Below are 22,787 nucleotides of genomic sequence, written 5' to 3'. Positions count from 1 at the left end.
AAATAATTCGAGTTGCAGGAAGGCGGCAAGGGTGTGAATCCCCTGGAGCTTACGTAAGTAAGTGACTGGGGTGAACGCACGCAGCCAACGCACATGCAACTTGAAGTATGACGGGGATAGCCGTGATAAAGAGGTCGTAATGCCAGGCAGCACCGTGTTCAAAGCGTTTGTTTTGTTTATCGCCTTTTGGGCTCCCTTCACTCAGGCAGACTCCGGTTGGCAACCCGTTCAGGACACTATCCGTAAGAGCGAAAAAGACACCCGGCAGTATCAGGCGATCCGGCTTGATAACGGCATGACCGTGCTGCTGGTTTCCGATCCGCAGGCGGTGAAATCCCTCTCGGCATTGGTCGTGCCGATTGGATCGCTGGAAGATCCTGAGGCTCATCCGGGGCTGGCGCATTACCTCGAACACATGACGTTAATGGGGTCAAAGAAGTATCCGCAGCCGGATAGCCTGTCCGAATTTCTAAAAATGCATGGCGGCAGCCACAATGCCAGCACGGCACCTTACCGCACGGCCTTTTATCTCGAAGTCGAAAATGACGCGCTGGACGGGGCGGTTGATCGTCTTGCGGATGCTATCGCCGCGCCGCTGCTGGATAAAAAATACGCCGATCGTGAACGCAATGCGGTGAATGCCGAACTGACGATGGCCCGTACCCGAGACGGTATGCGTATGGCGCAGGTCAGCGCTGAGACGATCAACCCGGCGCACCCAGGTGCACGCTTCTCGGGCGGCAATCTGGAGACGCTCAGCGATAAACCCGGCAGCCCGGTCATTGATGCTCTGCATGCGTTTCGCGACAAATACTACTCAGCCAACCTGATGAAAGCGGTTATTTACAGCAACAAACCGCTGCCTGAACTGGCTGGTTTGGCGGCAAAAACGTTTGGCCGGGTGCCAAATAAAAATATCGACCTGCCCAAGATTGACGTGCCGGTTGTCACGGACGCGCAAAAAGGGATCGTCATCCACTACGTTCCTGCCATGCCCCGCAAGGTGCTGCGCGTTGAGTTCCGCATTGATAACAACACCGCACAGTTTCGCAGCAAAACCGACGAGCTGGTGACCTACCTGATTGGTAACCGCAGTCCGGGAACATTATCCGACTGGCTGCAAAAACAGGGGCTGGTGGAAGGGATTCGCGCCGATTCGGATCCTGTTGTAAACGGCAACAGCGGCGTGCTGGCAATTTCCGCCACCCTGACCGACAAAGGGCAGGCCAACCGTGATGAAGTGGTTGCCGCTATCTTCAGCTACCTCTCTTTGCTGCGTGAGAAAGGCGTCGATAAGCGCTATTTTGATGAACTCGCTCATGTGCTGGATCTCGATTTCCGTTACCCGTCCATCACCCGCGACATGGATTATGTGGAGTGGCTGGCGGATACCATGATCCGCGTGCCGGTGGAACACACCCTCGATGCGGTCAATATTGCCGATCGCTATGATGCGGCGGCTTTAAAAGCGCGCCTGGCGATGATGACCCCGCAGAATGCCCGTATCTGGTACATCAGCCCGAACGAACCGCATAACAAAACCGCCTACTTTGTCGATGCACCTTATCAGGTAGACAAGATCGGCGACCAGACCTTTGCTGCCTGGCAAAAGAAGGCTGGAGAGATTGCGTTGACGTTGCCGGAACTGAACCCTTACATTCCGGATGATTTTACGCTTATCAAAACCACTAAGGATTATCCGCACCCCCAGCTCATTGTCGATGAGCCGACGCTGCGCGTGGTGTATACCCCAAGCCGTTATTTCGCGAGCGAGCCAAAGGTGGATGTCAGCGTGGTGCTGCGTAATCCGAAAGCGATGAATAGTGCCAAAAATCAGGTGATGTTCGCGCTTAATGACTATCTCGCGGGTATCGCGCTCGATCAGCTTAGCAACCAGGCAGCCGTTGGCGGGATCAGCTTCTCCACCAATGCCAACAATGGTTTGATGCTGAATGCAAATGGCTATACCCAGCGTTTGCCTCAGCTGTTCCAGGCACTGCTGGAGGGCTATTTTAGCTATACACCGACGGAAGAGCAGCTTGAGCAGGCCAAGTCCTGGTATGCGCAGATGATGGATTCTGCGGAAAAGGGCAAAGCATACGATCAAGCGCTGATGCCAGCGCAAATGCTGTCGCAAATCCCGTATTTCCAGCGTGAAGAACGCCGGGCATTGCTGCCATCTATCTCATTAAAAGAGGTGCTGGCTTACCGTGATGCGCTGAAAACTAACACGCGTCCTGAGTTCCTTATCGTCGGTAACATGAGTGAGGAACAGGCTAAAACGCTGGCAGAGAATGTCCGCACTCAGCTGGGTTCGAAAGGCGACGAGTGGTGCCGTAATCAGGACGTGCTGGTTGAGAAAAAACAGAATGTGATTTTTGAAAAAGCGGGGAGCAGTACCGATTCCGCGCTGGCTGCAGTGTTTGTGCCCACGGGCTATGACGAATTCTCCGGGTCCGCACAGAGCGCGGTGCTGGGGCAGATTATTCAGCCGTGGTTCTATAACCAACTGCGCACGGAAGAGCAGCTTGGCTACGCGGTATTTGCTTTCTCGATGAACGTTGGCCGTCAGTGGGGGCTGGGCTTCCTGCTGCAAAGCAGCGATAAACAACCGGCCTATCTCTGGCAGCGCTATCAGGCGTTCTTCCCGCAGGTGGAAGCAAAGCTGCGGGCCATGAAGCCGGAAGAATTTTCCCAGATCCAGCAGGCCGTCATTGCGCAGGTGATGCAGCCGCCGCAGACGCTGGGCGAAGAGGCGTCGCAGCTGAGCAAAGATTTTGATCGCGGTAATATGAAATTTGATTCGCGTGATAAAGTAGTGGCCGAGATAAAACAGCTGACGCCGCAGAAGGTTGCGGACTTCTTCCATCAGGCCGTGATTAAGCCGCAGGGCATCACCATTCTGTCTCAGGTTTCCGGTAGCCAGAATGGGAAAACGGAGTACGTGAACTCGCAAGGCTGGAAAGTCTGGAAGAGCGTCAGCGCGCTGCAGCAATCAATGCCCTGGAGTAAGAAAGAATGACCGATACCGCTGAGTCCCTTGATCCCTTACGTTTACCTCTACAGGGTGAACGATTGATTGAAGCCTCAGCGGGAACGGGAAAAACGTTTACCATTGCCGCGCTCTATCTGCGCCTGCTGTTAGGGCTTGGCGGTAACGCTGCTTTTCCGCGCCCTTTGAGCGTTGAAGAGCTATTGGTCGTGACCTTTACCGAGGCCGCCACCGCTGAGTTGCGCGGCCGTATTCGTACCAATATTCACGAACTGCGCATCGCCTGCCTGCGCCAGAGTACGGATAACCCTCTCTACGCGAGCCTTCTGGAAGAAATTGCTGATAAGCAGCAGGCCGCCCAGTGGCTGCTCCTTGCGGAACGACAGATGGACGAAGCGTCCGTCTTTACCATTCACGGGTTTTGCCAGCGCATGCTGAGTCTGAATGCGTTCGAATCCGGCATGCTGTTTGAACAACAACTCATTGAAGATGAATCCGTGCTGCGCTATCAGGCCTGTGCGGATTTCTGGCGTCGCCACTGCTACCCGTTACCGCGCGATATCGCCGAAGCGGTACATGCCTTGTGGAAAGGGCCAGAGGCACTGCTGCGTGCCATCGATCGTTATCTTCAGGGGGAAGCGCCGGTCATCAAATCGCCGCCGCCAGCGGATGAAACCCTGGCCTCACGCCATGAAAAAATCATCGCGCGAATCGCAGACATCAAGCAAAAATGGAATGAATCAGTCGGCGAGATTGAGGCGATCATCGAGAGTTCCGGGATCGACAGACGCAAGTTCAACCGCGGCAACCAGGGAAAATGGATCGAGAAGATCAGCGCATGGGCGCAGGAAGAGACGCGCGGTTATCAGCTTCCGGACGCGCTGGAGAAATTCTCACAGCGTTTCCTGGTTGAGCGGACCAAAGCCGACGGCATTGTGCCTGAACATCCCCTGTTTGTGGCAATTGAAACTCTGCTGGCGGAGCCCCTGACGCTTAACGATCTGATGATCACCCGTGCGATGACGGAAATTCGCGATGCCGTGTCGCGCGAAAAGCGCCGGCGGGGCGAGCTGGGGTTTGATGACATGCTGAGTCGCCTTGATGCGGCGTTGTGCAGCGAAAATGGTGAAGCGCTTGCAGAGGCGATTCGTACTCGCTTCCCGGTCGCAATGATTGACGAGTTTCAGGATACCGACCCTCAGCAGTACCGTATTTTCCGCCGTATCTGGCGCCATCAGCCCGGCACCGCACTGCTGTTAATCGGCGATCCGAAGCAGGCCATTTACGCTTTCCGCGGTGCGGATATTTTCACCTACATGAAAGCCCGCAGTGAGGTTGATGCGCACTATACGCTCGATACCAACTGGCGATCCTCTCCCGGCATGGTGGAAAGCGTTAACGCGCTGTTCAGTCGCATGGATATGGCGTTTATGTTCCGGGAAATCCCGTTTCTGCCGGTCAAATTTGCCCCGAAAAACGATTCGTTGCGCTTCGAATTCAACGGTGAGACGCAGCCCGCCATGCACTTCTGGCTGCTGGACGGCGAAGGCTGTGGCGTCGCCGACTATCAAAATGCCATGGCCCAGTACTGTGCGGCGCAAATAAGGGACTGGCTCAGCGCAGGCGCGCGTGGAGATGCGTTGCTGTGGAAGGGCGATAAACCAGCGCCGGTAAAAGCATCCGATATCACGGTGCTGGTGCGAAGCCGCCAGGAGGCCGCGCTTATTCGCGACGCCCTGACGCTACTGAATATTCCGTCCGTCTATCTTTCCAACCGCGACAGCGTTTTTGAAACGCTGGAAGCCCAGGAGATGCTTTGGCTGCTGCAGGCCGTGCTGGCGCCAGAGCGTGAGAGTGCGCTGCGCAGTGCACTGGCGAGTGCGATGCTCGGGCTGAATGCGCGTGATATTGATGTGCTCAACAATGACGAAGCCGCGTGGGATGCCGTGGTAGAAGAGTTTGTTCGCTACCGCGAAAAATGGCAAAAGCGCGGCGTGATGGCGATGGTGCGCGAGCTCATGGCAGAGCGTCACATTGCGGAGAACATGCTCGCAACCGCGGGCGGCGAGCGCCGTCTGACCGATATTCTGCATATCAGCGAACTGCTGCAGGAAGCGGGGACACAGCTGGAGAGCGAGCATGCCCTGGTGCGCTGGCTGGCGCAGCAGATTGCCGACCCGAACAGTAATTCGTCCAGCCAGCAGATGCGCCTAGAGAGTGATAAACACCTGGTGCAAATCGTCACCATTCACAAATCGAAAGGCCTGGAATATCCGCTGGTCTGGCTGCCCTTTATCGCCAATTACCGCGTGCAGGATCAGGCTTTTTACCACGATCGCGAGTCGTTTGAAGCGGTACTCGATCTCAGCAACGCAGAGTCAAGCGTTGAGCTGGCCGAAGCCGAGCGTCTGGCAGAAGATCTGCGTCTGCTTTATGTGGCGCTGACCCGCTCGGTCTGGCACTGCAGCCTGGGCGTTGCGCCGCTGTTTCGTCGCCGGGGCGATAAGAGCGGCGAGAGTGATTTTCATCTGAGTGCGCTGGGAAGGCTTATCCAGCGAGGCGAACCCAAAGATGCTGCCGGTCTGCGCCAGTGCATCGAATCTCTTTGCTCAGAGCATGTTGCCCTGCATATTCCGTCTCAGCCCGACAACAGCCGCTGGCAGACGCCGGAGCAGAGAGCGTCAGAGCTGCATGCCCGCCAGGTTGCCCGCACGATTGCCGACGACTGGCGCGTTACCAGTTACTCCGGTTTACAGCAGCACGGGCAAAGCGTTGCTCAGGATTTGATGCCTAAACTGGACGTAGATGCCTCAGGCGCAGGAAGCGTGCCCGCTGAACCGGTGCTCACACCGCATCAGTTCCCGCGTGGGGCCTCGCCGGGCACGTTTTTACACAGCCTGTTTGAAGAGCTGGATTTTACCCTGCCGGTCTCTGAAGAATGGGTGCTGAAGATGCTCCAGAGCGGCGGCTACGACGCCCAATGGCAGCCGGTTCTCACCGACTGGCTCCGCGCTGTTTTGCACGCGCCGCTCACGACACAGGGGATTTCCCTCAGCCAGCTGACCGCCAAAGATAAACAGGTCGAAATGGAGTTTTATCTCCCCATCGCCAGCCCGCTCAGGGCCGACGCGCTTGACGCATTGATCCGTGAGTACGATCCGTTATCCGCCGGGTGCCCACCGCTCAACTTCCGCCAGGTTCAGGGGATGTTAAAAGGGTTCATCGACCTGGTTTTCCGCCACGAAGGGCGCTACTACCTGCTGGATTACAAATCGAACTGGCTGGGTGAGAACAGCGAAGCCTATACCCAACAGGCGATGGCCTCAGCGATGCAAATGCATCGCTACGACCTGCAGTATCAGCTCTATACCCTGGCGTTGCACCGGTACCTGCGCCATCGCATGGCCGATTACCGTTACGAAGACCATTTTGGCGGCGTTATTTACCTGTTCCTGCGCGGCGTGGATGCTAACGACCCGCAGTCGGGCGTTTTCAGCACCCGTCCGGATGCGGAGCTGATTGAAAAAATGGATAACCTGTTTGCTGCACGCACAGAGGAGGTGGCATGACGATGCAGGCGCTATTGCTGGAGGCGGTAGAACAACGATTATTGCGCCACCTGGACGTGCAGTTTGCCATGATGGTGGCGGGCGAGGAGCCAGCCGTTATGCTCGCTGCCGCCATTCTGAGTAAGGACGCAGGCGAGGGGCATGTGTGCCTTCCGCTGTCGCGTCTGGCTGTGGATGAGAAAATGCCTCCGGTGCTGCAGTCGTGTTTCGCGCTGCTCGGTGAGGCAGTGGACTGGCAGGCGATATTACTCCGCTCGCCTGCCGTCAGCGCGACCGATACCGGGACGCCACTGATTTTGACCGGCGAGCGTTTGTATCTGAACCGACTCTGGCGTAACGAACTGACGGTGGCGCGCTTCTTCAGCGAGACCAACGCCCCGCTTCCCTGCGATGAAGCGCAGCTCCGGCAAGTGCTGGATACGCTGTTTACCTCTGACGACGCGACTGACTGGCAGAAAGTGGCGGCCGCCGTGGCGTTAACGCGGCGGATCTCGGTGATTTCGGGCGGCCCGGGCACCGGGAAAACAACGACGGTGGCAAAACTGCTTGCCGCGCTGATTCAGTTATCCGGTGAGCAAAAGTGTCGTATTCGTCTGGCGGCTCCCACCGGTAAAGCCGCGGCACGTCTGACGGAGTCATTAGGCGGCGCCCTGCAAAAATTGCCGCTTACAGGGGAACAGCTTGCGCTTTTTCCCAATGAAGCCAGCACGTTGCATCGGTTACTTGGCGCGCAGCCGGGTAGCCAGCGTCTGCGCTACCATGCCGGTAACCCGCTACACCTGGATGTGCTGGTGGTGGATGAAGCGTCGATGATTGACCTGACGATGATGTCGAGGCTGATCGATGCTTTGCCGCCTCATGCGCGGGTCATTTTCCTCGGCGACCGTGACCAGCTAGCGTCTGTAGAAGCTGGAGCCGTGCTGGGTGATATCTGCACCTATGCCAGTCTGGGTTATACCGCGGAACGCGCGGAGGAGTTGGCCCGCCTGACAGGGTGTTCCCTTGCGGCGGAACAGCACTCAATCGCGGGCCCGCTGCGCGACAGCTTGTGCCTGCTGCAAAAAAGCTACCGTTTCGGCAGCGACTCCGGCATCGGGCAGCTTGCGTCGGCGGTGAACCGGGGAGACCGGCACACGACCTGTGCGGTGTTTGACGGTACCTTTACCGACATTGAGAAAAAGTCGCTGCAAAGTGGGGAAGAGTATCAGGCGATGCTGGATGATGCCCTGCTGGGGTATCAACATTTTCTCACCGGCGTACAACAGCAACGTCCGCCGGAGCAGGTGATTGCCGCGTTTGGCGAATATCAGTTGCTCTGCGCGTTGAGGGAGGGGCCGTTTGGCGTCAGCGGCCTGAATGACAGGCTGGAACAGCTGCTGGCGCAGAAACGTAAAATCAACCGTACCCTGCACTCGCGCTGGTATGAAGGACGCCCGGTGATGATTTCCCGCAACGACAGTGCGCTGGGGTTGTTTAATGGCGATATCGGCATTGCACTCGATCGTGGGCAGGGGTTGCGCGTCTGGTTCCAGATGCCGGATGGTAGCGTGAAGTCCTTCCAGCCCAGCCGTTTGCCCGAGCATGAAACTGCGTGGGCGATGACGGTGCATAAATCGCAGGGCTCTGAGTTTAACCATGCGGCGCTGATCCTGCCGACGCAGCTTTCACCTGTCGTTACCCGCGAGCTGATCTATACCGCCATCACGCGTGCGCGTCAGCGCCTGTCGCTGTATACCGATGAACGCGTGCTGATGCAGGCCATCGCCACCCGCACGGAACGCCGAAGCGGGCTGGGCGCAATCTTTGAGTCTCTCTGAATGAGGGACGAAATGCAGGCCGGGTAAGCGCAGCGCTTCCCGGCAAGTGGCGTATTATCCCAGGTCGGCCATCAGCACTTTTGAACGGCGCTGATAGTTGTACATCTCTTTCTTCGTTTCCGGCAGGGAATCGATATCCACCGGCGTGAACCCGCGTTCCTGGAACCAGTGAATGCTGCGCGTGGTCAGGACGAACAGCTTGCTCAATCCCATCTGGCGCGCCTGCGCCGCCACGCGCTCTAGCAGCATTTCTCCGCGAGAAGAGCTCCGGTAGTCAGGATGCACAGCCACACAGGCCATTTCACCGATCTTCTCTTCCGGGAACGGATAGAGCGCGGCGCAGGCAATGGTCAGGTTATCGCGCTGAATAATGGTGAATTTGTCGATCTCCATCTCCAGCTGTTCACGGGAACGACGCACCAGAATACCCTGCTGCTCCAGCGGGCGGATCAGTTCCAGAATACCGCCGATATCGTTGATGGTCGCGCGGCGTATCTGCTCCGCACTCTCCATGACAATCTGGGTACCGATGCCATCCCGGGAGAACAGCTCCTGCAGTAAGGCCCCGTCTTCCTGATAGCTGATCAGGTGGCTACGGCGCACGCCGCTACGGCAGGCCTTCACCGCACCACGCAGAAAACGCACGGTGCCGGAGTGGTAATCTCCTTCGGCCTCCAGCGCTTCCACGCGCGCCTGGGCTTCATTCGGGAAGAGTTCCGGCACAATTACCCCTTCATCGTTAACGACGCCCTGTGAGGAGCAAAACCCAATCATTTTTTCCGCCTTCAGCTTGATAGCCAGCTGGGTGGCAATCTCTTCTGACGTGAGGTTGAAGCTTTCCCCGGTTACGGATACTGCCACCGGGCCCATGAGCACGATGGCACCGCTGTCCAGCTGACGGTGAATGGCCTCTTCATCAATACGACGAATGCGGCCGCTGTGGCAGTAATCCACGCCATCGTCCACGCCGAGGGGCTGGGCGATGATAAAGTTGCCGCTCACGACGTTGATATGCGCCCCCTGCAGCGGCGTGTTGTTCAGACTCATCGACAGGCGAGCCGTAATATCCAGCTGCAGCAGCCCCGCCGCCTGTTTCACCAGTTCCAGGGTTTTCGCATCTGTGACGCGGGTATGTTTGTGATAAATCGGCTCGTGGTGGTGAGCGGCCAGGTTGGCATCGATCTGCGGGCGCGCGCCGTAGACCACCACCAGGCGGATCCCGAGACTGTGCAGCAGGCCTATGTCATTGACGATGCTTGAAAAGTTTTCATGTTCAATGGCTTCGCCACCAAGCATGATGACAAACGTTTTTCCCCGGTGGGCGTTGATATAGGGAACAGAATGGCGGAATCCCTGGACCAGTTCGGTTCTACGTTCCTTCACCATGGTACAACCCTTAATGAATGTTTATTCGTAATTTCTGTATTTTTATTCGATTGTGGCCGCGTGTGCAAGTGCAAATTTTCTGCGACCCACAGAAATGAATAAGTAATCCGTGCGTTAGCAGCGAATTGTTTACCCTTTTATAGATGACAGTTTATGCGTCATTCGTTAAAGTTTTCGGTCAATCTGGACTTTTGTATATCAGTTCGTTTTCTTGCTCGGGAGAAGCATGTCGGGATCCAATTCAGCAATAAGCCGCCGCCGTTTGTTAAAAGGGGCCGGGGCAATGTGGTTGCTTAGCGTCAGCCAGGTCGGCCTTGCCGCCACGAGTCAGGTGGTGGCGGTGCGCGTCTGGCCGTCGTCGACGTACACGCGCGTGACGGTCGAATCCAATCGTGTGCTGAAATATAAGCAATTTGCCCTCAGCAATCCTGAACGTGTGGTAGTGGATCTCGAAGGCGTGAACCTTAACTCCGTGCTGAAGGGGATGGCGGCGCAGATCCGCGGTGACGATCCGTTTATTAAATCGGCGCGCGTCGGGCAGTTTGATCCGCAAACCGTGCGTATGGTGTTTGAGCTCAAACAGAACGTGAAGCCGCAGCTGTTCGCTCTCGCCCCTGTGGCGACGTTTAAAGAGCGTCTGGTAATGGATCTCTACCCAGCCAATGCAACGGATATTCAGGATCCGCTTCTGGCCCTGCTGGAGGATTACAACAAAGGCGATCTGCAACGTCAGGTTCCGCCTGCGCAAAGTGGTCCGCAGCCGGGCAAAGCGGGGCGCGATCGCCCGATTGTGATCATGCTCGATCCTGGCCACGGCGGCGAAGACTCCGGTGCGGTGGGGAAATATCATACGCGGGAGAAAGACGTGGTGCTGCAAATTGCCCGTCGTCTGAAGGCGTTGATTGATAAAGAGGGCAATATGCGCGCCTACATGACGCGCAATGAAGATGTCTTTATCCCGCTGAAAGTTCGCGTGGCAAAAGCGCAGAAGCAGCGCGCCGATCTCTTCGTCTCGATCCACGCAGATGCCTTTACCAGCCGTCAGCCGAGTGGATCGTCAGTGTTTGCGCTCTCAACCAAAGGCGCGACCAGTACCGCGGCGCGTTACCTGGCCGACACTCAGAACGCCTCGGATCTGATCGGTGGCGTGAGCAAAAGCGGTGACCGCTACGTCGACCACACGATGTTCGATATGGTGCAGTCCCTGACCATTAACGACAGCCTGAAGTTTGGTAAAGCAGTGCTGGGCAAGCTGGGTAACATCAATAAGCTGCATAAAAACAGCGTTGAGCAGGCCGGGTTTGCGGTGCTTAAAGCGCCGGATATTCCCTCCATACTGGTCGAAACGGCGTTTATCAGTAACGTTGAAGAGGAGCGTAAGCTCAAGACGGCAAAATTCCAGCAGGAGGTGGCGGAGTCGATTCTGGCGGGGATTCGGGCGTATTTCTCAGACGGGGCGACGCTGGCGCGACGCGGATAGCGCATTCAGCCGGGTGAAACGCCCGGCACATTCACAAACGACAGATACAAAAAAACACCCTTCAGGGTGTTTATTGTTTTTAGAAGTGTTGGTTGCGGGGGCCGGATTTGAACCGACGACCTTCGGGTTATGAGCCCGACGAGCTACCAGGCTGCTCCACCCCGCGTCCGTCTTTCTACTCTTGTAGAAACTTACTTCTTCAAATTTGATTGGTTGCGGGGGCCGGATTTGAACCGACGACCTTCGGGTTATGAGCCCGACGAGCTACCAGGCTGCTCCACCCCGCGTCCGTCTTTCTACTGTCGTAGAAGATACTTCATCAAATTTTAATTGGTTGCGGGGGCCGGATTTGAACCGACGACCTTCGGGTTATGAGCCCGACGAGCTACCAGGCTGCTCCACCCCGCGTCCGTGGATGCGCACTATACTCGGATAGGTTTGTGATGCAACCCCTTTTTTACATAAATCATGATTTTGTATGCAAATTGAACGACATGGCGCTGTATGGACTATTTTTTGCGCAAAATTTGCCAAAGGGCATGCGAACGCATTTCATTAGCCCTGGCGGTTTGTTATCTTCATCACGCGGAAATGGGCAACTTAAAGACGAGATATAATGAAAGGACGTTGGGCGAAGTATCTGATGGCAGGCGCAATGGTAGCGATTCTTGCGGCCTGCTCTTCCAAACCGACCGATCGCGGTCAACAGTATAAAGACGGGAAGTTATCCCAGCCTTTCTCTTTAGTTAATCAGCCTGATGCTGTCGGTGCTCCGATCAACGCCGGCGATTTCTCCGAGCAGGTTTACCAGATCCGCAATGCGTCGCCGCGTCTGTATGGCACTCAGAGTAGCGTGTACAACGCGGTCCAGGACTGGCTGAAAGCAGGCGGTGATACGCGCAACATGCGCCAGTTTGGTATTGACGCCTGGCAGATGGAAGGGGCGGATAACTACGGCAACGTCCAGTTCACAGGGTATTACACGCCCGTGATTCAGGCGCGACACACGCGCCAGGGTGAGTTCCAGTATCCTATCTACCGTATGCCGCCAAAACGCGGTCGTCTGCCTTCTCGTGCAGAGATCTACGCGGGTGCGCTGAGCGAAAACTACGTTCTGGCTTACAGCAACTCCCTGATGGATAACTTCATCATGGACGTTCAGGGCAGTGGCTACATCGATTTTGGCGACGGTTCGCCGCTTAACTTCTTCAGCTATTCCGGTAAAAACGGCCACGCCTATCGCAGTATTGGTAAGGTGCTGATCGACCGCGGTGAAGTGAAGAAGGAAGATATGTCGATGCAGGCGATCCGCGAGTGGGGCGAAAAGCACAGTGAAGCCGAGGTGCGTGAACTGCTGGAGCAGAACCAGTCGTTCGTCTTCTTTAAACCGCAAAACTTCGCACCGGTGAAGGGGGCGAGTGCCGTTCCGCTGATTGGCCGCGCGTCGGTGGCATCGGATCGTTCTATTATTCCTGCGGGTACCACGCTGCTGGCGGAAGTCCCGCTGCTGGACAACAACGGTAAATTCAACGGTCAGTATGAGCTGCGTCTGATGGTGGCGCTGGATGTGGGCGGGGCGATTAAAGGCCAGCACTTCGATATTTATCAGGGCATTGGCCCGGATGCTGGCCACCGTGCGGGCTGGTATAACCACTACGGACGCGTGTGGGTGCTGAAGGCCGCACCGGGTACCGGAAACGTATTCAGCGGTTGATTGTGGTATTCTGAGCGCAATACGGATTACTTGTTCAGGGTGAGGAAGAACCTCACCCTTTTTACATCTGAGGTTTTATGTCTGTGGTAATCAGCGATGCCTGGCGTCAGCGTTTTGGCGGCACGGCACGTCTCTATGGTGAAAAAGCCCTGCAGCTGTTTGCGGATGCGCATGTCTGCGTCGTGGGCATTGGTGGTGTGGGGTCGTGGGCGGCAGAGGCGCTGGCGAGAACCGGTATTGGCGCAATCACGCTGATTGATATGGATGACGTTTGCGTCACCAATACCAACCGTCAAATCCATGCCCTTCGTGATAACGTCGGCCTGGCAAAGTCTGAAGTGATGGCGGAACGCATTCGTCTCATTAACCCGGAATGTCGCGTGACGGTGATCGACGACTTTGTCACGGCAGATAACGTCGCGGAGTACATGAGCAAAGGCTATAGCTATGTGATTGACGCTATCGACAGCGTGCGTCCCAAAGCGGCGCTGATCGCCTACTGCCGTCGCTACAAGGTGCCACTGGTCACGACGGGCGGCGCGGGCGGGCAAATCGATCCGACGCAAATCCAGGTCGCCGACCTGGCGAAAACCATTCAGGATCCGCTGGCGGCAAAGCTGCGTGAACGCCTGAAAAGCGACTTTAACGTGGTGAAGAACAGCAAAGGCAAGCTGGGCGTTGACTGCGTGTTCTCGACCGAAGCGCTGGTCTATCCCCAGGCGGACGGGTCGGTCTGCGCAATGAAAAGTACGGCGGAAGGACCCAAACGTATGGATTGCGCCTCAGGGTTTGGGGCGGCCACCATGGTAACCGCTTCCTTTGGCTTTGTGGCGGTTTCTCACGCCCTGAAAAAGATGATGGCGAAGGCGGAACGTCAGGCCTGAGCCTGACGTGCTGCGTCCAGTACCGCGTCGCTGAGCGCGATCAGACCCTGACCGCGTGAGGCGCTGAGCTGCGCGCGCAGCCCGAGCTCATCGAAGAACATTAGCGGCGAATGTGCTAACAATTCTGCCGCGCTTTTCCCTTCCACTGCGGTTAACAGAACCGCCAGCAGCCCGCGCACGATACGGCCTTCGCTGTCGCCGAAGAAGTGAAGCTTCTCCCCGGATACGCTAAACCCGAGCCAGACGCGGTTCTCGCAGCCAGCGATCTCTTTCGCCTGCGCTTTAAGATCGTCTGAAAGCGTGGGGAGCTGCTTGCCCAGCAGGATCAGCTGACGATATTTGTCCTCCCACTGCGTGAGGGGAGCGAAGGTCTGTTTTAAGGTCTCTTCTGTGATGACCGTGCCGAACGGATGTCCGGCTAACGCTGCTTGAGTCATTAATCCACCAGTATTTCAAGGGCGCGGTCAACGGCGCTAATCAGTGCCTCGACATCGCTTTGAGTATTATACGGCGCAAACGAGGCGCGCAGGGTGCCGCTCAAGCCGAGCGCTGCCAGAAGCGGCTGGGCGCAGTGCTGTCCTGCCCGCAGGGCAATGCCGTACCCGGCCAGCAGCGTCACCATGTCGCTATGATGAACGCCTGCGAAATCAAAGGCGAGCAGGCTCGAGTCTTGTACGCGGAACGAGCGGAAACCGGGGCGTTTTTTAAGTTCTTCTTCCGCCAGCGTCGCCAGGCCGCGGCTCCAGCTCTCTGCCTGAACAATGTCTGTTTCAGTCAGCCACTCCAGCGCAGCGCTTAAGCCAATCACGCCCGCCACGTTTGGCGTACCGGCTTCAAGACGATAAGGTACATCCTGCGTTTTGAAGCCGTCAAATGTCACCTCGGTAATCATTTTGCCGCCCCCGAGCCACGGCGTCATTTGCGCCAGCCGTTCCGGCTTGCCGTAGAGTGCGCCAATGCCGGTTGGCCCGTAGAGCTTATGTCCGGAGAAGGCATAGAAGTCGATATCAAGCGCCTGCACATCAGCCGGGAAATGCACTACCCCCTGCGCCCCGTCGACCATCACCACCATACCGCTGGCATGGGCAATCTCAATAGCGCGGGCCAGATCCGGGCAGCCACCGGTGACGTTGGACATCTGCCCCAACGCCAGGATGCGGCTGCGTGGGGTAATCAGCTCGGGCAAACGTGCCACATCAGGCAGGAAGTCTGCACCCAACGGAAGTTTGACAATCTGCGCCCCCGTTTGCTCGGCCACCATCAGCCACGGCACCAGGTTAGCGTGGTGTTCCGCCTCGCTGACGATGATTTCATCTCCTGCCTGCAGCCGTGGGCGGGCATAGCACTGAGCCACCATGTTAATGGCTTCGGTCGTGCCGCGCGTCCAGACGATACTTTTTCCGCTTTCAGCATTGATCAGGCGTGCAACCTGATCGCGTGCGGCTTCGTAGCGCGCGGTTAAGCGCTGCGCTTCGGCAAACTGACTGCGATGCACGTTCCCGGCGCTCAGGCTGTAGAACTGCTGCGTCGCGTCAATCACCGCCTGGGGCTTCAAAGCGGTGGCGGCGCTATCAAGGTAAACACCGGCATCGGCCAGCGCCGGGAACTGTGCGCGAAACTGCGCAGGACTGAAAGCGTTCATGGGACTCCTCATATCAATAACGCGATCGTCGCGCAATTTCAGCGGCAGGGCAAGGAGGTTGATATCTATCAGATTCGTCTGCTTATCCTGGCGACCTCGTAAAAGCAGGTTATGCTAAATAGTGTTAGGCGGATGTTTTAGCCTGTTATAAATCGAGGTTTGAATAGCATTAATTGCTAAAGGAGAATAATCATGAATAAGACAGCTGCAATCATTTCTGCCTGTGCGTTTACTTTTGCCCTGAGCGCCTGTTCTGGTAACAACTACGTGATGCATACCAACGATGGTCGTTCCATCGTTTCGGAAGGGAAACCGACAACCGATAACGATACCGGGATGATTTCGTATAAAGATGCGAACGGGAACAAGCAGCAGATCAACCGCACGGACGTGAAAGAGATGAAAGAGATCGAGCATTAACCGATCGCAGGCGAAAAAAAAGCACCGCAAGTTGGCGGTGCTACATTAATCACTATGGACAGACAGGGTAAATGTACAGGAAGTGAAAAATTGGTAGCGTTGCTACCGTGGTCTGAATCGCAGACCAATTGCAAACACAACAACACAACATCACAACCGTAAGCCAAAAGCCCTTCAGAACACGCATTCCGAAAAAAGCTCTTCGTTCCGGCTCAGGAAGTGCCGCCACTATAGGTATTTGCTGGTAGTTCCTCAACGGACAAATTATAATGGCTCAGATAAAAAAAACTAATAGGTTAAACGTTGTTTCCTATTTGTTAAATTCAGTTAACATCTAAGCCAGATAACCATGTCAAAGCGATTGCCACCCCTTAATGCATTACGCGTTTTTGATGCAGCAGCACGTCACCTCAGCTTCACCCGTGCGGCAGATGAGCTTTTTGTGACACAGGCCGCAGTAAGTCACCAAATCAAGTCTCTGGAGGATTTCCTGGGCCTTAAGCTATTTCGTCGACGCAATCGTTCATTGCTGTTGACTGAAGAGGGGCAGAGCTATTTTCAGGATATTAAAGAGATTTTTTCCCAGCTCACGGAAGCCACGCGCAAGCTGCAGGCCCGCAGTGCAAAAGGTGCCCTGACTGTCAGTTTATTGCCCAGTTTTGCCATTCAGTGGCTGGTGCCAAGACTCTCAAGCTTTAACTCAGCTTATCCGGGGATCGACGTTCGAATCCAGGCGGTGGATCGTCAGGAAGACAAGCTGGCCGATGATGTGGATGTCGCCATTTTTTACGGTCGAGGTAACTGGCCGGGCTTGCGTGTCGAGAAATTATACGCAGAATATCTGCTGCCGGTCTGCTCGCCTCTGCTGTTAACGGGCGATAAAGCGCTGAAGACCCCCGCTGACCTGGCGCAGCATACGCTTTTACATGATGCCTCTCGCCGCGACTGGCAAACGTATACCCGTCAATTAGGTCTAAGTCATATAAACGTGCAGCAGGGGCCCATTTTTAGCCACAGTGCGATGGTGCTACAGGCTGCCATTCACGGGCAGGGCGTGGCGTTGGCTAACAACGTGATGGCGCAGTCCGAAATTGAGGCAGGCCGTCTGGTTTGCCCGTTTAATGACGTACTGGTCAGCAAAAATGCATTTTATCTGGTTTGTCATGACAGTCAGGCAGAACTGGGTAAAATAGCCGCCTTCCGGCAGTGGATACTGGCAAAGGCGGCAAGCGAGCAAGAGAAATTCCGCTTCAGGTATGAACAATAACGTTTGTGTGCCGGGCACGCATTAATTCAGGACTTAAACATGACCAGCCGATTCATGCTTATTTTTGCCGCGGTGAGTGGCTTTATTTTTGTTGCACTGGGCGCCTTTGGCGCACATGTATTGAGTAAGTCGTTGGGTGCTGTCGAGATGGGCTGGATCCAGACCGGCCTTGAATACCAGGCGTTCCATACGCTGGCTATTTTCGGACTGGCGGTGGCGATGCAGCGTCGGATCAGCATCTGGTTTTACTGGAGCAGCGTTTTTCTGGCGCTGGGTACTGTGCTGTTCAGCGGCAGCCTCTACTGTCTGGCACTTTCACATCTGCGCCTGTGGGCGTTTGTTACACCCGTCGGCGGCGTCAGCTTCCTGGTGGGGTGGGTATTAATGTTTATCGGAGCTATCCGTCTGAAACGCAAGGGCGTTGTTCATGAATAAAGTTGTTTTATATTGTCGCCCGGGGTTTGAGAAAGAGTGCGCCGCGGAAATTACCGATAAAGCGGCGAAGCGCGACGTCTTCGGCTTTGCCCGCGTGAAAGAGAATGCGGGCTATGTGGTCTTTGAATGCTATCAGCCCGAAGATGCGGATAAGCTGGCGCGCGAACTGCCGTTTAGCTCGTTGATCTTCGCTCGTCAGATGTTTGTGGCGGGTGAGCTGTTGAAAGACCTTCCCCCGGAAGACCGCATCACGCCAATTGTCGGCATGCTGCAGGGCGTAGTGGAGAAGGGCGGCGATCTGCGCGTGGAAGTGGCGGATACTAACGAAAGTAAAGAGCTGATGAAGTTCTGCCGCAAATTTACCGTGCCGCTGCGCGCGGCGCTGCGTGATGCGGGCGTGCTGACGAACTACGAAACGCCGAAGCGTCCGGTAGTACACATCTTCTTTATCGCTCCGGGCTGCTGTTATGCCGGCTATTCGTATACCAACAATAATTCGCCATTCTATATGGGGATCCCGCGTCTGAAGTTCCCGTCGGATGCACCGAGCCGCTCAACCCTGAAGCTGGAAGAGGCCTTCCACGTCTTTATCCCGGCCGATGAGTGGGACGAGCGTCTGGCTAACGGTATGTATGCCGTCGATCTTGGCGCGTGCCCGGGCGGCTGGACCTATCAGCTGGTGAAACGCAATATGTGGGTATCGTCTGTTGATAACGGCCCAATGGCGCAAAGCCTGATGGACACCGGGCAGGTAACCTGGCTGCGTGAAGACGGTTTCCGCTATCGTCCGACCCGTAACAACATCTCCTGGATGGTGTGCGACATGGTTGAGAAGCCAGCAAAAGTGGCCGCGCTGATGGCCTCCTGGCTGGTGAACGGCTGGTGCCGCGAGACCATTTTCAACCTCAAGCTGCCGATGAAAAAGCGCTACGAGGAGGTCTCTCAGAACCTGGCCTACATTCAGGCGCAACTGGATGAGCACGGTATTAACGTGGAGATCCAGGCGCGTCAGCTGTATCACGATCGCGAAGAGGTGACGGTACATATTCGTCGCTGGTGGGCGGCCGTAGGCGGGCGTCGCGACGAGCGATAGCGCGCGCTTTGTTTTGCCCGGTGGCGCTGTGCTTGCCGGGCCAACAAAACCGTGAACCGTTTAACGCTCTAACCGCAACTGCTGCAAATTCCCGTCCAGCTGTAAATCCGTCTGTAACGTCGCCACATCCCGACATATAAACGCCATCTCTTTGTGCGCCTCCAGCTTTTTGCGCCATTTTTCCGGCACGTCATCCAGCCTGGCGTATATCCCCTCCAGACTCTGAAAATCTGTCAGCAGCTGGGCGGCGCTCTTCGGCCCGATACCCGCGACCCCCGGTACCTTCGAGCTGCTAATCCCCGCCAGTCCCCAGTAGTCAGGCAGTTGATCTGGTGAGACGCCAAACTCGCTGGCAATAAATGGCGCGTCCAGCCAGCGTTTCTGGAAGTAATCGCGGATGCGGATGGTGGGAGAGAGAAGCTGGCAGTAGCCTTTATCCGTTGAAACGATAGTGGCCTGATGTCCGGCACTCGCTACCTTGACCGCAAGCGTCGCGGCCAGATCGTCAGCTTCGTTGCCGTGTGCGCCCCAGCAGGGAACGCCGCGTTGTTCAAAGGCCGCGCGAATAACGGGCATTTCGGCATGCAGGTCGTCCGGCATCGGCGCGCGTCCGGCCTTGTAGTCAGGGAGACGCTGGTGTCGCCAGCCGCTGTTCCGCGCTTCGTCATCAAACACCGCTACTGCATGGGTAGGTTCGCTATGGCGAATAAGCTGCTCCAGCGCGTGCAGGCAAGTGTCCTTACAGGGCGTGCCCTGTACCGCATGGATACGGCGAATCAGGTTGAGCGCGTCGACGATAAGTAAATGAACAGCCACAGATAATCTCCCTTAAAGCTAATGGGTAAAGGGTATCACTGTCAGCGGGTTGAAACGAATAGCGTGAGGGAAAACAGGAAGAAGCCTCGCAAAACGAGGCTTCCTGAGAGGCTTAATCGCAGGTCACGATCTTCATCGCCAGGCCGCCGCGAGAGGTTTCGCGGTATTTGGCGTTCATATCTTTGCCGGTTTCGTACATGGTTTCGATAACTTTATCGAGACAGACGCGCGGTTCGCTGGTGCGGCGCAGGGCCATACGTGCCGCGTTCACCGCCTTCACGGAGGCGATCGCGTTACGCTCGATGCACGGTACCTGTACCTGCCCGGCAACCGGGTCACAGGTCAGACCCAGGTTATGCTCCATGCCGATTTCCGCCGCAATGCACACCTGAGCCGGGCTCGCGCCCAACAGTTCAGCCAGACCCGCCGCTGCCATGGAGCAGGCCACGCCGACTTCACCCTGGCAGCCCACTTCCGCACCGGAAATCGACGCGTTCATCTTATACAGAGAACCAATCGCGCTGGCGACCAGCAGGTAGCGCGCCAGAGAGTTGGCGTTGACCTCACGGATAAACTTGTCGTAGTACGCCAGCACGGCCGGAACGATACCGCATGCGCCGTTGGTCGGCGCGGTGACCACGCGGCCCCCTGCGGCGTTCTCTTCATTCACCGCCAGGGCGAACATGTTAATCCAGTCCACGACGGCCATGGGGTCGGTAGTCGTTTTGTCGGTGCTCACCAGCATACGGCGCAGCGCCGCCGCACGACGCGGTACGCGAAGCTTGCCAGGCAGAACGCCTTCGGTAGTGATCCCGCGCTCAATACCGCCGCGCATCACTTCCCAGACGCTGGTGAAGTGCTGTTCAAGTTCCTCTTTGCTGTGAAGGGCCAGCTCGTTTTTCATCATCAGACCAGAGAGGGAAAGCCCCGTCTCCTGGCAGTGACGCTGAAGATCCGCCGCCGTTTTGTACGGATACGGCACTTCAACAGAAGAGGTACTGGTTTGACCAAAGTGGTCTTCGTCGACGATAAAACCGCCGCCGATAGAGTAATACGTCTGGCTGTAAACCGCTTTGTCGCCGGCCAACGCGGTAATGCGCATGCCGTTTTCGTGCAGCGACAGGTTGTCCGCATGGAAATTCATGCAATGGTCAACCGGGAATTCAACCTCATGCTCACCGTTCGCCAGCAGCAAACGACCGTGGGTGTTCACATCCTGGATGAAGCCAGGGATCGCATCAATATCAACGGTATCCGGCAGGTTCCCCGCCAGGCCCATGATAATGGCGATATCGGTATGGTGGCCTTTCCCGGTCAGAGAAAGGGAACCGTAAACATCGACAACCACGCGGGTAACGTCATGCAAGATGCCGCGTGCAATCAAGTCGTCCGTGAACTGCTTACCGGCTTTCATTGGTCCGACGGTGTGAGAGCTGGAAGGACCAATACCGATTTTGAAGATATCGAATACGCTAATCATGATGCGTCCATTGCTTTCAGTCAGAGAGGGAGGAGTGCGCCGTCCGAAGACGGCGCGGGTGACAATCAGAACATGGTGTACAGGGAGTAGAAGATCGCAGAGATAGCGATAAGACCCATGATAACCACGAAGACATTACTCACATGGCCGCTGTACTTACGCATGGCTGGCACTTTCTGAATCGCATACATCGGCATCAGGAACAGAATCATCGCGATGACCGGGCCACCCAGCGTTTCAATCATACCCAGGATGCTTGGGTTCAGGGTCGCTACCGCCCAGGTGGTGAGCAGCATGAACAGCGCAGTGATTTTATTCAGCTTGCTGATTTCAATGCTCTTGCCTTTACCACGCAGAGATTTAATCACCATACCGTTGAAGCCTTCGCGTGCGCCCAGGTAGTGGCCCAGGAAGGATTTGGTGATGGCGATCATCGCGATGATCGGTGCCATCCACGCAATCAGCGGTGCGTTAAAGTGGTTCGCCAGGTAAGACAGAATAGAGATGTTCTGATCTTTCGCTGCCGCCAGGTCTGCCGGGGAGAGGCTCAGTACGCAGCTGAAGACGAAGAACATCACGGTCAGCACCATCATGATGTGAGCGCGAGCCAGGATGCTGGAGCACTTCTTCTCAGCGCCATTACCGTACTCTTCACGTTTCGCCACCGCGAAAGAGGAGATGATCGGGGAGTGGTTGAAGGAGAAGACCATGACCGGGATTGCCAGCCACAGGGTCATCAGCAGGCCGTTACCGGTTGCAGACGCGCTGCTCAGGGACAGCGTTTCCAGTGCGGCACCGTTCCACTGTGGGATCAGGTAGCAGGCCAGCAGCATCAGTGCTGCGACAAACGGGAATACCAGCACGCTCATGGCTTTCACAATCATCTGCTCACCGAAGCGCACGATGGTCATCATGCCGACAATCAGGATCAGAGACAGGATGGCACGCGGTGGTGGCGTCATGTGCAGCTGGTGCAACATGAAGCTTTCAACGGTGTTGGTGATGGCCACGCTGTAAACCAGCAGGATGGGATAAATCGCGAAGAAGTAGAGCAGGGTAATCAGTTTACCTGCACCCACGCCGAAGTGTTCTTCAACAACTTCGGTGATGTCTTCGCCCGGGTTTTTACCGGACAGCACGAAGCGGGTCAGACCGCGGTGTGCGAAGTAGGTCATCGGGAAGGCGATGATGGCCATGATGATCAGCGGAATCAGACCGCCGACGCCTGCGTTGATAGGAAGAAACAGTACACCAGCGCCGATTGCTGTACCGTAAAGGCCAAGCATCCACATGGTATCCGTTTTGCGCCAACCACTTCGGGATTCAATCGAAGCAACGGTGCTGGTTTGAGTGGTTTCCATCTATATCTCCTGGAGGAAGCAAATTGTCAGGTTTCTAGTCAAATCCGATGAAAAAGTGCCTGACGGTAATATGAAATTCGTTCAGTGACGGTTTTTTAATAATTTTCGCCCGTAACTATTGGCGGGCGGAAAGATACATTCTCGTTATGAATCTATCAGTGATCCTGATCCCAAATGCAATAATCCACTTATGAAGTGGGCATCTTTAGACCATTTATCTGTTAAAAAAACATCAAAGAGAATTTACGCGCGCGCAGGCTATCACCAACGACATGTAAGCTAAAAGGGCGGCCCGCGAGATAGGTGTCTTTTGCTGTAAAGAAATGGCTTTTTAGGATTTTCTGGCGGGTAATTTAGATTAAGGCTGATAATTTGCGGTTGCTAATGCGAGGTAATCGTTTGCGTTTGCGGCGAGTTTGTTAAAGACATAA

At 55.9% G+C, this 22,787-nt stretch carries 16 protein-coding genes and 3 tRNA genes; 10 read left to right on the top strand and 9 right to left on the bottom strand.

The features are described from left to right. Positions 1 to 139: 139 nt before the first annotated feature. From ptrA to recD, 3 genes are read left to right on the top strand one after another with little or no spacing between them, the layout of a single operon-like run. The gene (gene ptrA / locus AAER43_RS18400) at positions 140 to 3,022 is read left to right on the top strand and encodes a pitrilysin (RefSeq protein ID WP_050862142.1); all 2,883 of its coding nucleotides are present in this window, start codon (positions 140 to 142) and stop codon (positions 3,020 to 3,022) included. Then, positions 3,019 to 6,561, top strand: a complete 3,543-nt coding sequence (gene recB / locus AAER43_RS18395; RefSeq protein ID WP_050862141.1) for an exodeoxyribonuclease V subunit beta — start codon at positions 3,019 to 3,021, stop codon at positions 6,559 to 6,561. The genes ptrA and recB overlap by 4 nt, the downstream gene beginning before the upstream one ends. Then, on the top strand, positions 6,558 to 8,378 hold the full coding sequence (gene recD, locus AAER43_RS18390) for an exodeoxyribonuclease V subunit alpha (RefSeq protein ID WP_050862140.1): 1,821 nt from the start codon (positions 6,558 to 6,560) through the stop codon (positions 8,376 to 8,378). The genes recB and recD overlap by 4 nt, the downstream gene beginning before the upstream one ends. Before the next feature lie 54 nt (positions 8,379 to 8,432). Here the strand turns inward: recD and argA are convergent, their stop codons facing one another. Further along, positions 8,433 to 9,764: an amino-acid N-acetyltransferase gene (gene argA, locus AAER43_RS18385; protein ID WP_014885072.1), complete on the bottom strand. Its 1,332-nt coding sequence runs from the start codon at positions 9,762 to 9,764 to the stop codon at positions 8,433 to 8,435. A gap of 226 nt (positions 9,765 to 9,990) precedes the next feature. Here argA and amiC point away from each other — a divergent pair, with 226 nt between their 5' ends. Next, positions 9,991 to 11,244 (top strand): N-acetylmuramoyl-L-alanine amidase AmiC, encoded by a 1,254-nt coding sequence (gene amiC, locus AAER43_RS18380; RefSeq protein WP_014885071.1) that lies wholly within the window; start codon positions 9,991 to 9,993, stop codon positions 11,242 to 11,244. An 89-nt stretch (positions 11,245 to 11,333) separates the two neighbouring features. On the opposite strand, the gene AAER43_RS18375 is transcribed toward amiC, so the two are convergent. The 3 genes from AAER43_RS18375 to AAER43_RS18365 form a co-directional block, all read right to left on the bottom strand. Then, positions 11,334 to 11,410, bottom strand: a tRNA-Met gene (locus AAER43_RS18375). Positions 11,411 to 11,454: 44 nt separating this feature from the next. Then, positions 11,455 to 11,531: transfer RNA gene (locus AAER43_RS18370), tRNA-Met, on the bottom strand. Between the two features lie 44 nt (positions 11,532 to 11,575). Further along, positions 11,576 to 11,652 (bottom strand) — tRNA-Met (locus AAER43_RS18365). A 208-nt stretch (positions 11,653 to 11,860) separates the two neighbouring features. Here AAER43_RS18365 and mltA point away from each other — a divergent pair. Beyond that, the gene (gene mltA / locus AAER43_RS18360; RefSeq protein WP_050862139.1) at positions 11,861 to 12,958 is read left to right on the top strand and encodes a murein transglycosylase A; all 1,098 of its coding nucleotides are present in this window, start codon (positions 11,861 to 11,863) and stop codon (positions 12,956 to 12,958) included. Between the two features lie 77 nt (positions 12,959 to 13,035). Then, complete coding sequence (gene tcdA, locus AAER43_RS18355; protein WP_006811804.1) at positions 13,036 to 13,842, top strand: tRNA cyclic N6-threonylcarbamoyladenosine(37) synthase TcdA; 807 nt, start codon at positions 13,036 to 13,038, stop codon at positions 13,840 to 13,842. On the opposite strand, the gene csdE is transcribed toward tcdA, so the two are convergent. Both csdE and csdA read right to left on the bottom strand, forming a co-directional pair. Continuing rightward, positions 13,833 to 14,279, bottom strand: a complete 447-nt coding sequence (gene csdE, locus AAER43_RS18350; RefSeq protein WP_014885068.1) for a cysteine desulfurase sulfur acceptor subunit CsdE — start codon at positions 14,277 to 14,279, stop codon at positions 13,833 to 13,835. The two genes, tcdA and csdE, sit on opposite strands and share 10 nt — an antisense overlap. Then, the gene (csdA, locus tag AAER43_RS18345; RefSeq protein WP_050862138.1) at positions 14,279 to 15,484 is read right to left on the bottom strand and encodes a cysteine desulfurase CsdA; all 1,206 of its coding nucleotides are present in this window, start codon (positions 15,482 to 15,484) and stop codon (positions 14,279 to 14,281) included. Before csdA ends, csdE begins: the two co-directional genes overlap by 1 nt. Positions 15,485 to 15,676: 192 nt before the next feature. Between csdA and AAER43_RS18340 the strand changes: the two genes are divergently transcribed. From AAER43_RS18340 to rlmM, 4 genes are all read left to right on the top strand, one after another. Further along, complete coding sequence (locus AAER43_RS18340; RefSeq protein WP_008499648.1) at positions 15,677 to 15,904, top strand: YgdI/YgdR family lipoprotein; 228 nt, start codon at positions 15,677 to 15,679, stop codon at positions 15,902 to 15,904. Between the two features lie 349 nt (positions 15,905 to 16,253). Then, positions 16,254 to 17,171 carry a glycine cleavage system transcriptional regulator GcvA gene (gene gcvA / locus AAER43_RS18335; RefSeq protein ID WP_014885066.1) on the top strand — a complete coding sequence of 306 codons (918 nt, stop codon included), beginning with the start codon at positions 16,254 to 16,256 and terminating at the stop codon, positions 17,169 to 17,171. Positions 17,172 to 17,210: 39 nt separating this feature from the next. Further along, positions 17,211 to 17,606 (top strand): DUF423 domain-containing protein, encoded by a 396-nt coding sequence (locus tag AAER43_RS18330; RefSeq protein WP_014885065.1) that lies wholly within the window; start codon positions 17,211 to 17,213, stop codon positions 17,604 to 17,606. Next, positions 17,599 to 18,699, top strand: coding sequence for a 23S rRNA (cytidine(2498)-2'-O)-methyltransferase RlmM (gene rlmM / locus AAER43_RS18325; RefSeq protein ID WP_014885064.1), 1,101 nt, complete (start codon positions 17,599 to 17,601; stop codon positions 18,697 to 18,699). Before AAER43_RS18330 ends, rlmM begins: the two co-directional genes overlap by 8 nt. A 60-nt stretch (positions 18,700 to 18,759) precedes the next feature. Here the strand turns inward: rlmM and xni are convergent, their stop codons facing one another. The 3 genes from xni to AAER43_RS18310 form a co-directional block, all read right to left on the bottom strand. After that, positions 18,760 to 19,515 carry a flap endonuclease Xni gene (xni, locus tag AAER43_RS18320; protein ID WP_023337708.1) on the bottom strand — a complete coding sequence of 252 codons (756 nt, stop codon included), beginning with the start codon at positions 19,513 to 19,515 and terminating at the stop codon, positions 18,760 to 18,762. 112 nt (positions 19,516 to 19,627) lie between these two features. Beyond that, on the bottom strand, positions 19,628 to 20,995 hold the full coding sequence (sdaB, locus tag AAER43_RS18315) for an L-serine ammonia-lyase II (RefSeq protein ID WP_014885062.1): 1,368 nt from the start codon (positions 20,993 to 20,995) through the stop codon (positions 19,628 to 19,630). 65 nt (positions 20,996 to 21,060) lie between these two features. Then, a complete protein-coding gene (locus AAER43_RS18310) occupies positions 21,061 to 22,356 on the bottom strand; it encodes an HAAAP family serine/threonine permease (protein ID WP_014885061.1) in 1,296 nt (431 codons plus the stop codon). Between the last annotated feature and the right edge of the window lie 431 nt (positions 22,357 to 22,787).

This window comes from Enterobacter sp. FUJ80071, assembly GCF_038739915.1.
In the GTDB taxonomy this organism is placed as follows: Bacteria; Pseudomonadota; Gammaproteobacteria; order Enterobacterales; family Enterobacteriaceae; genus Enterobacter; species Enterobacter kobei.
Note: the sequence above shows the minus strand (reverse complement) of the source record. Positions and strands in the feature narration are given on the sequence as shown.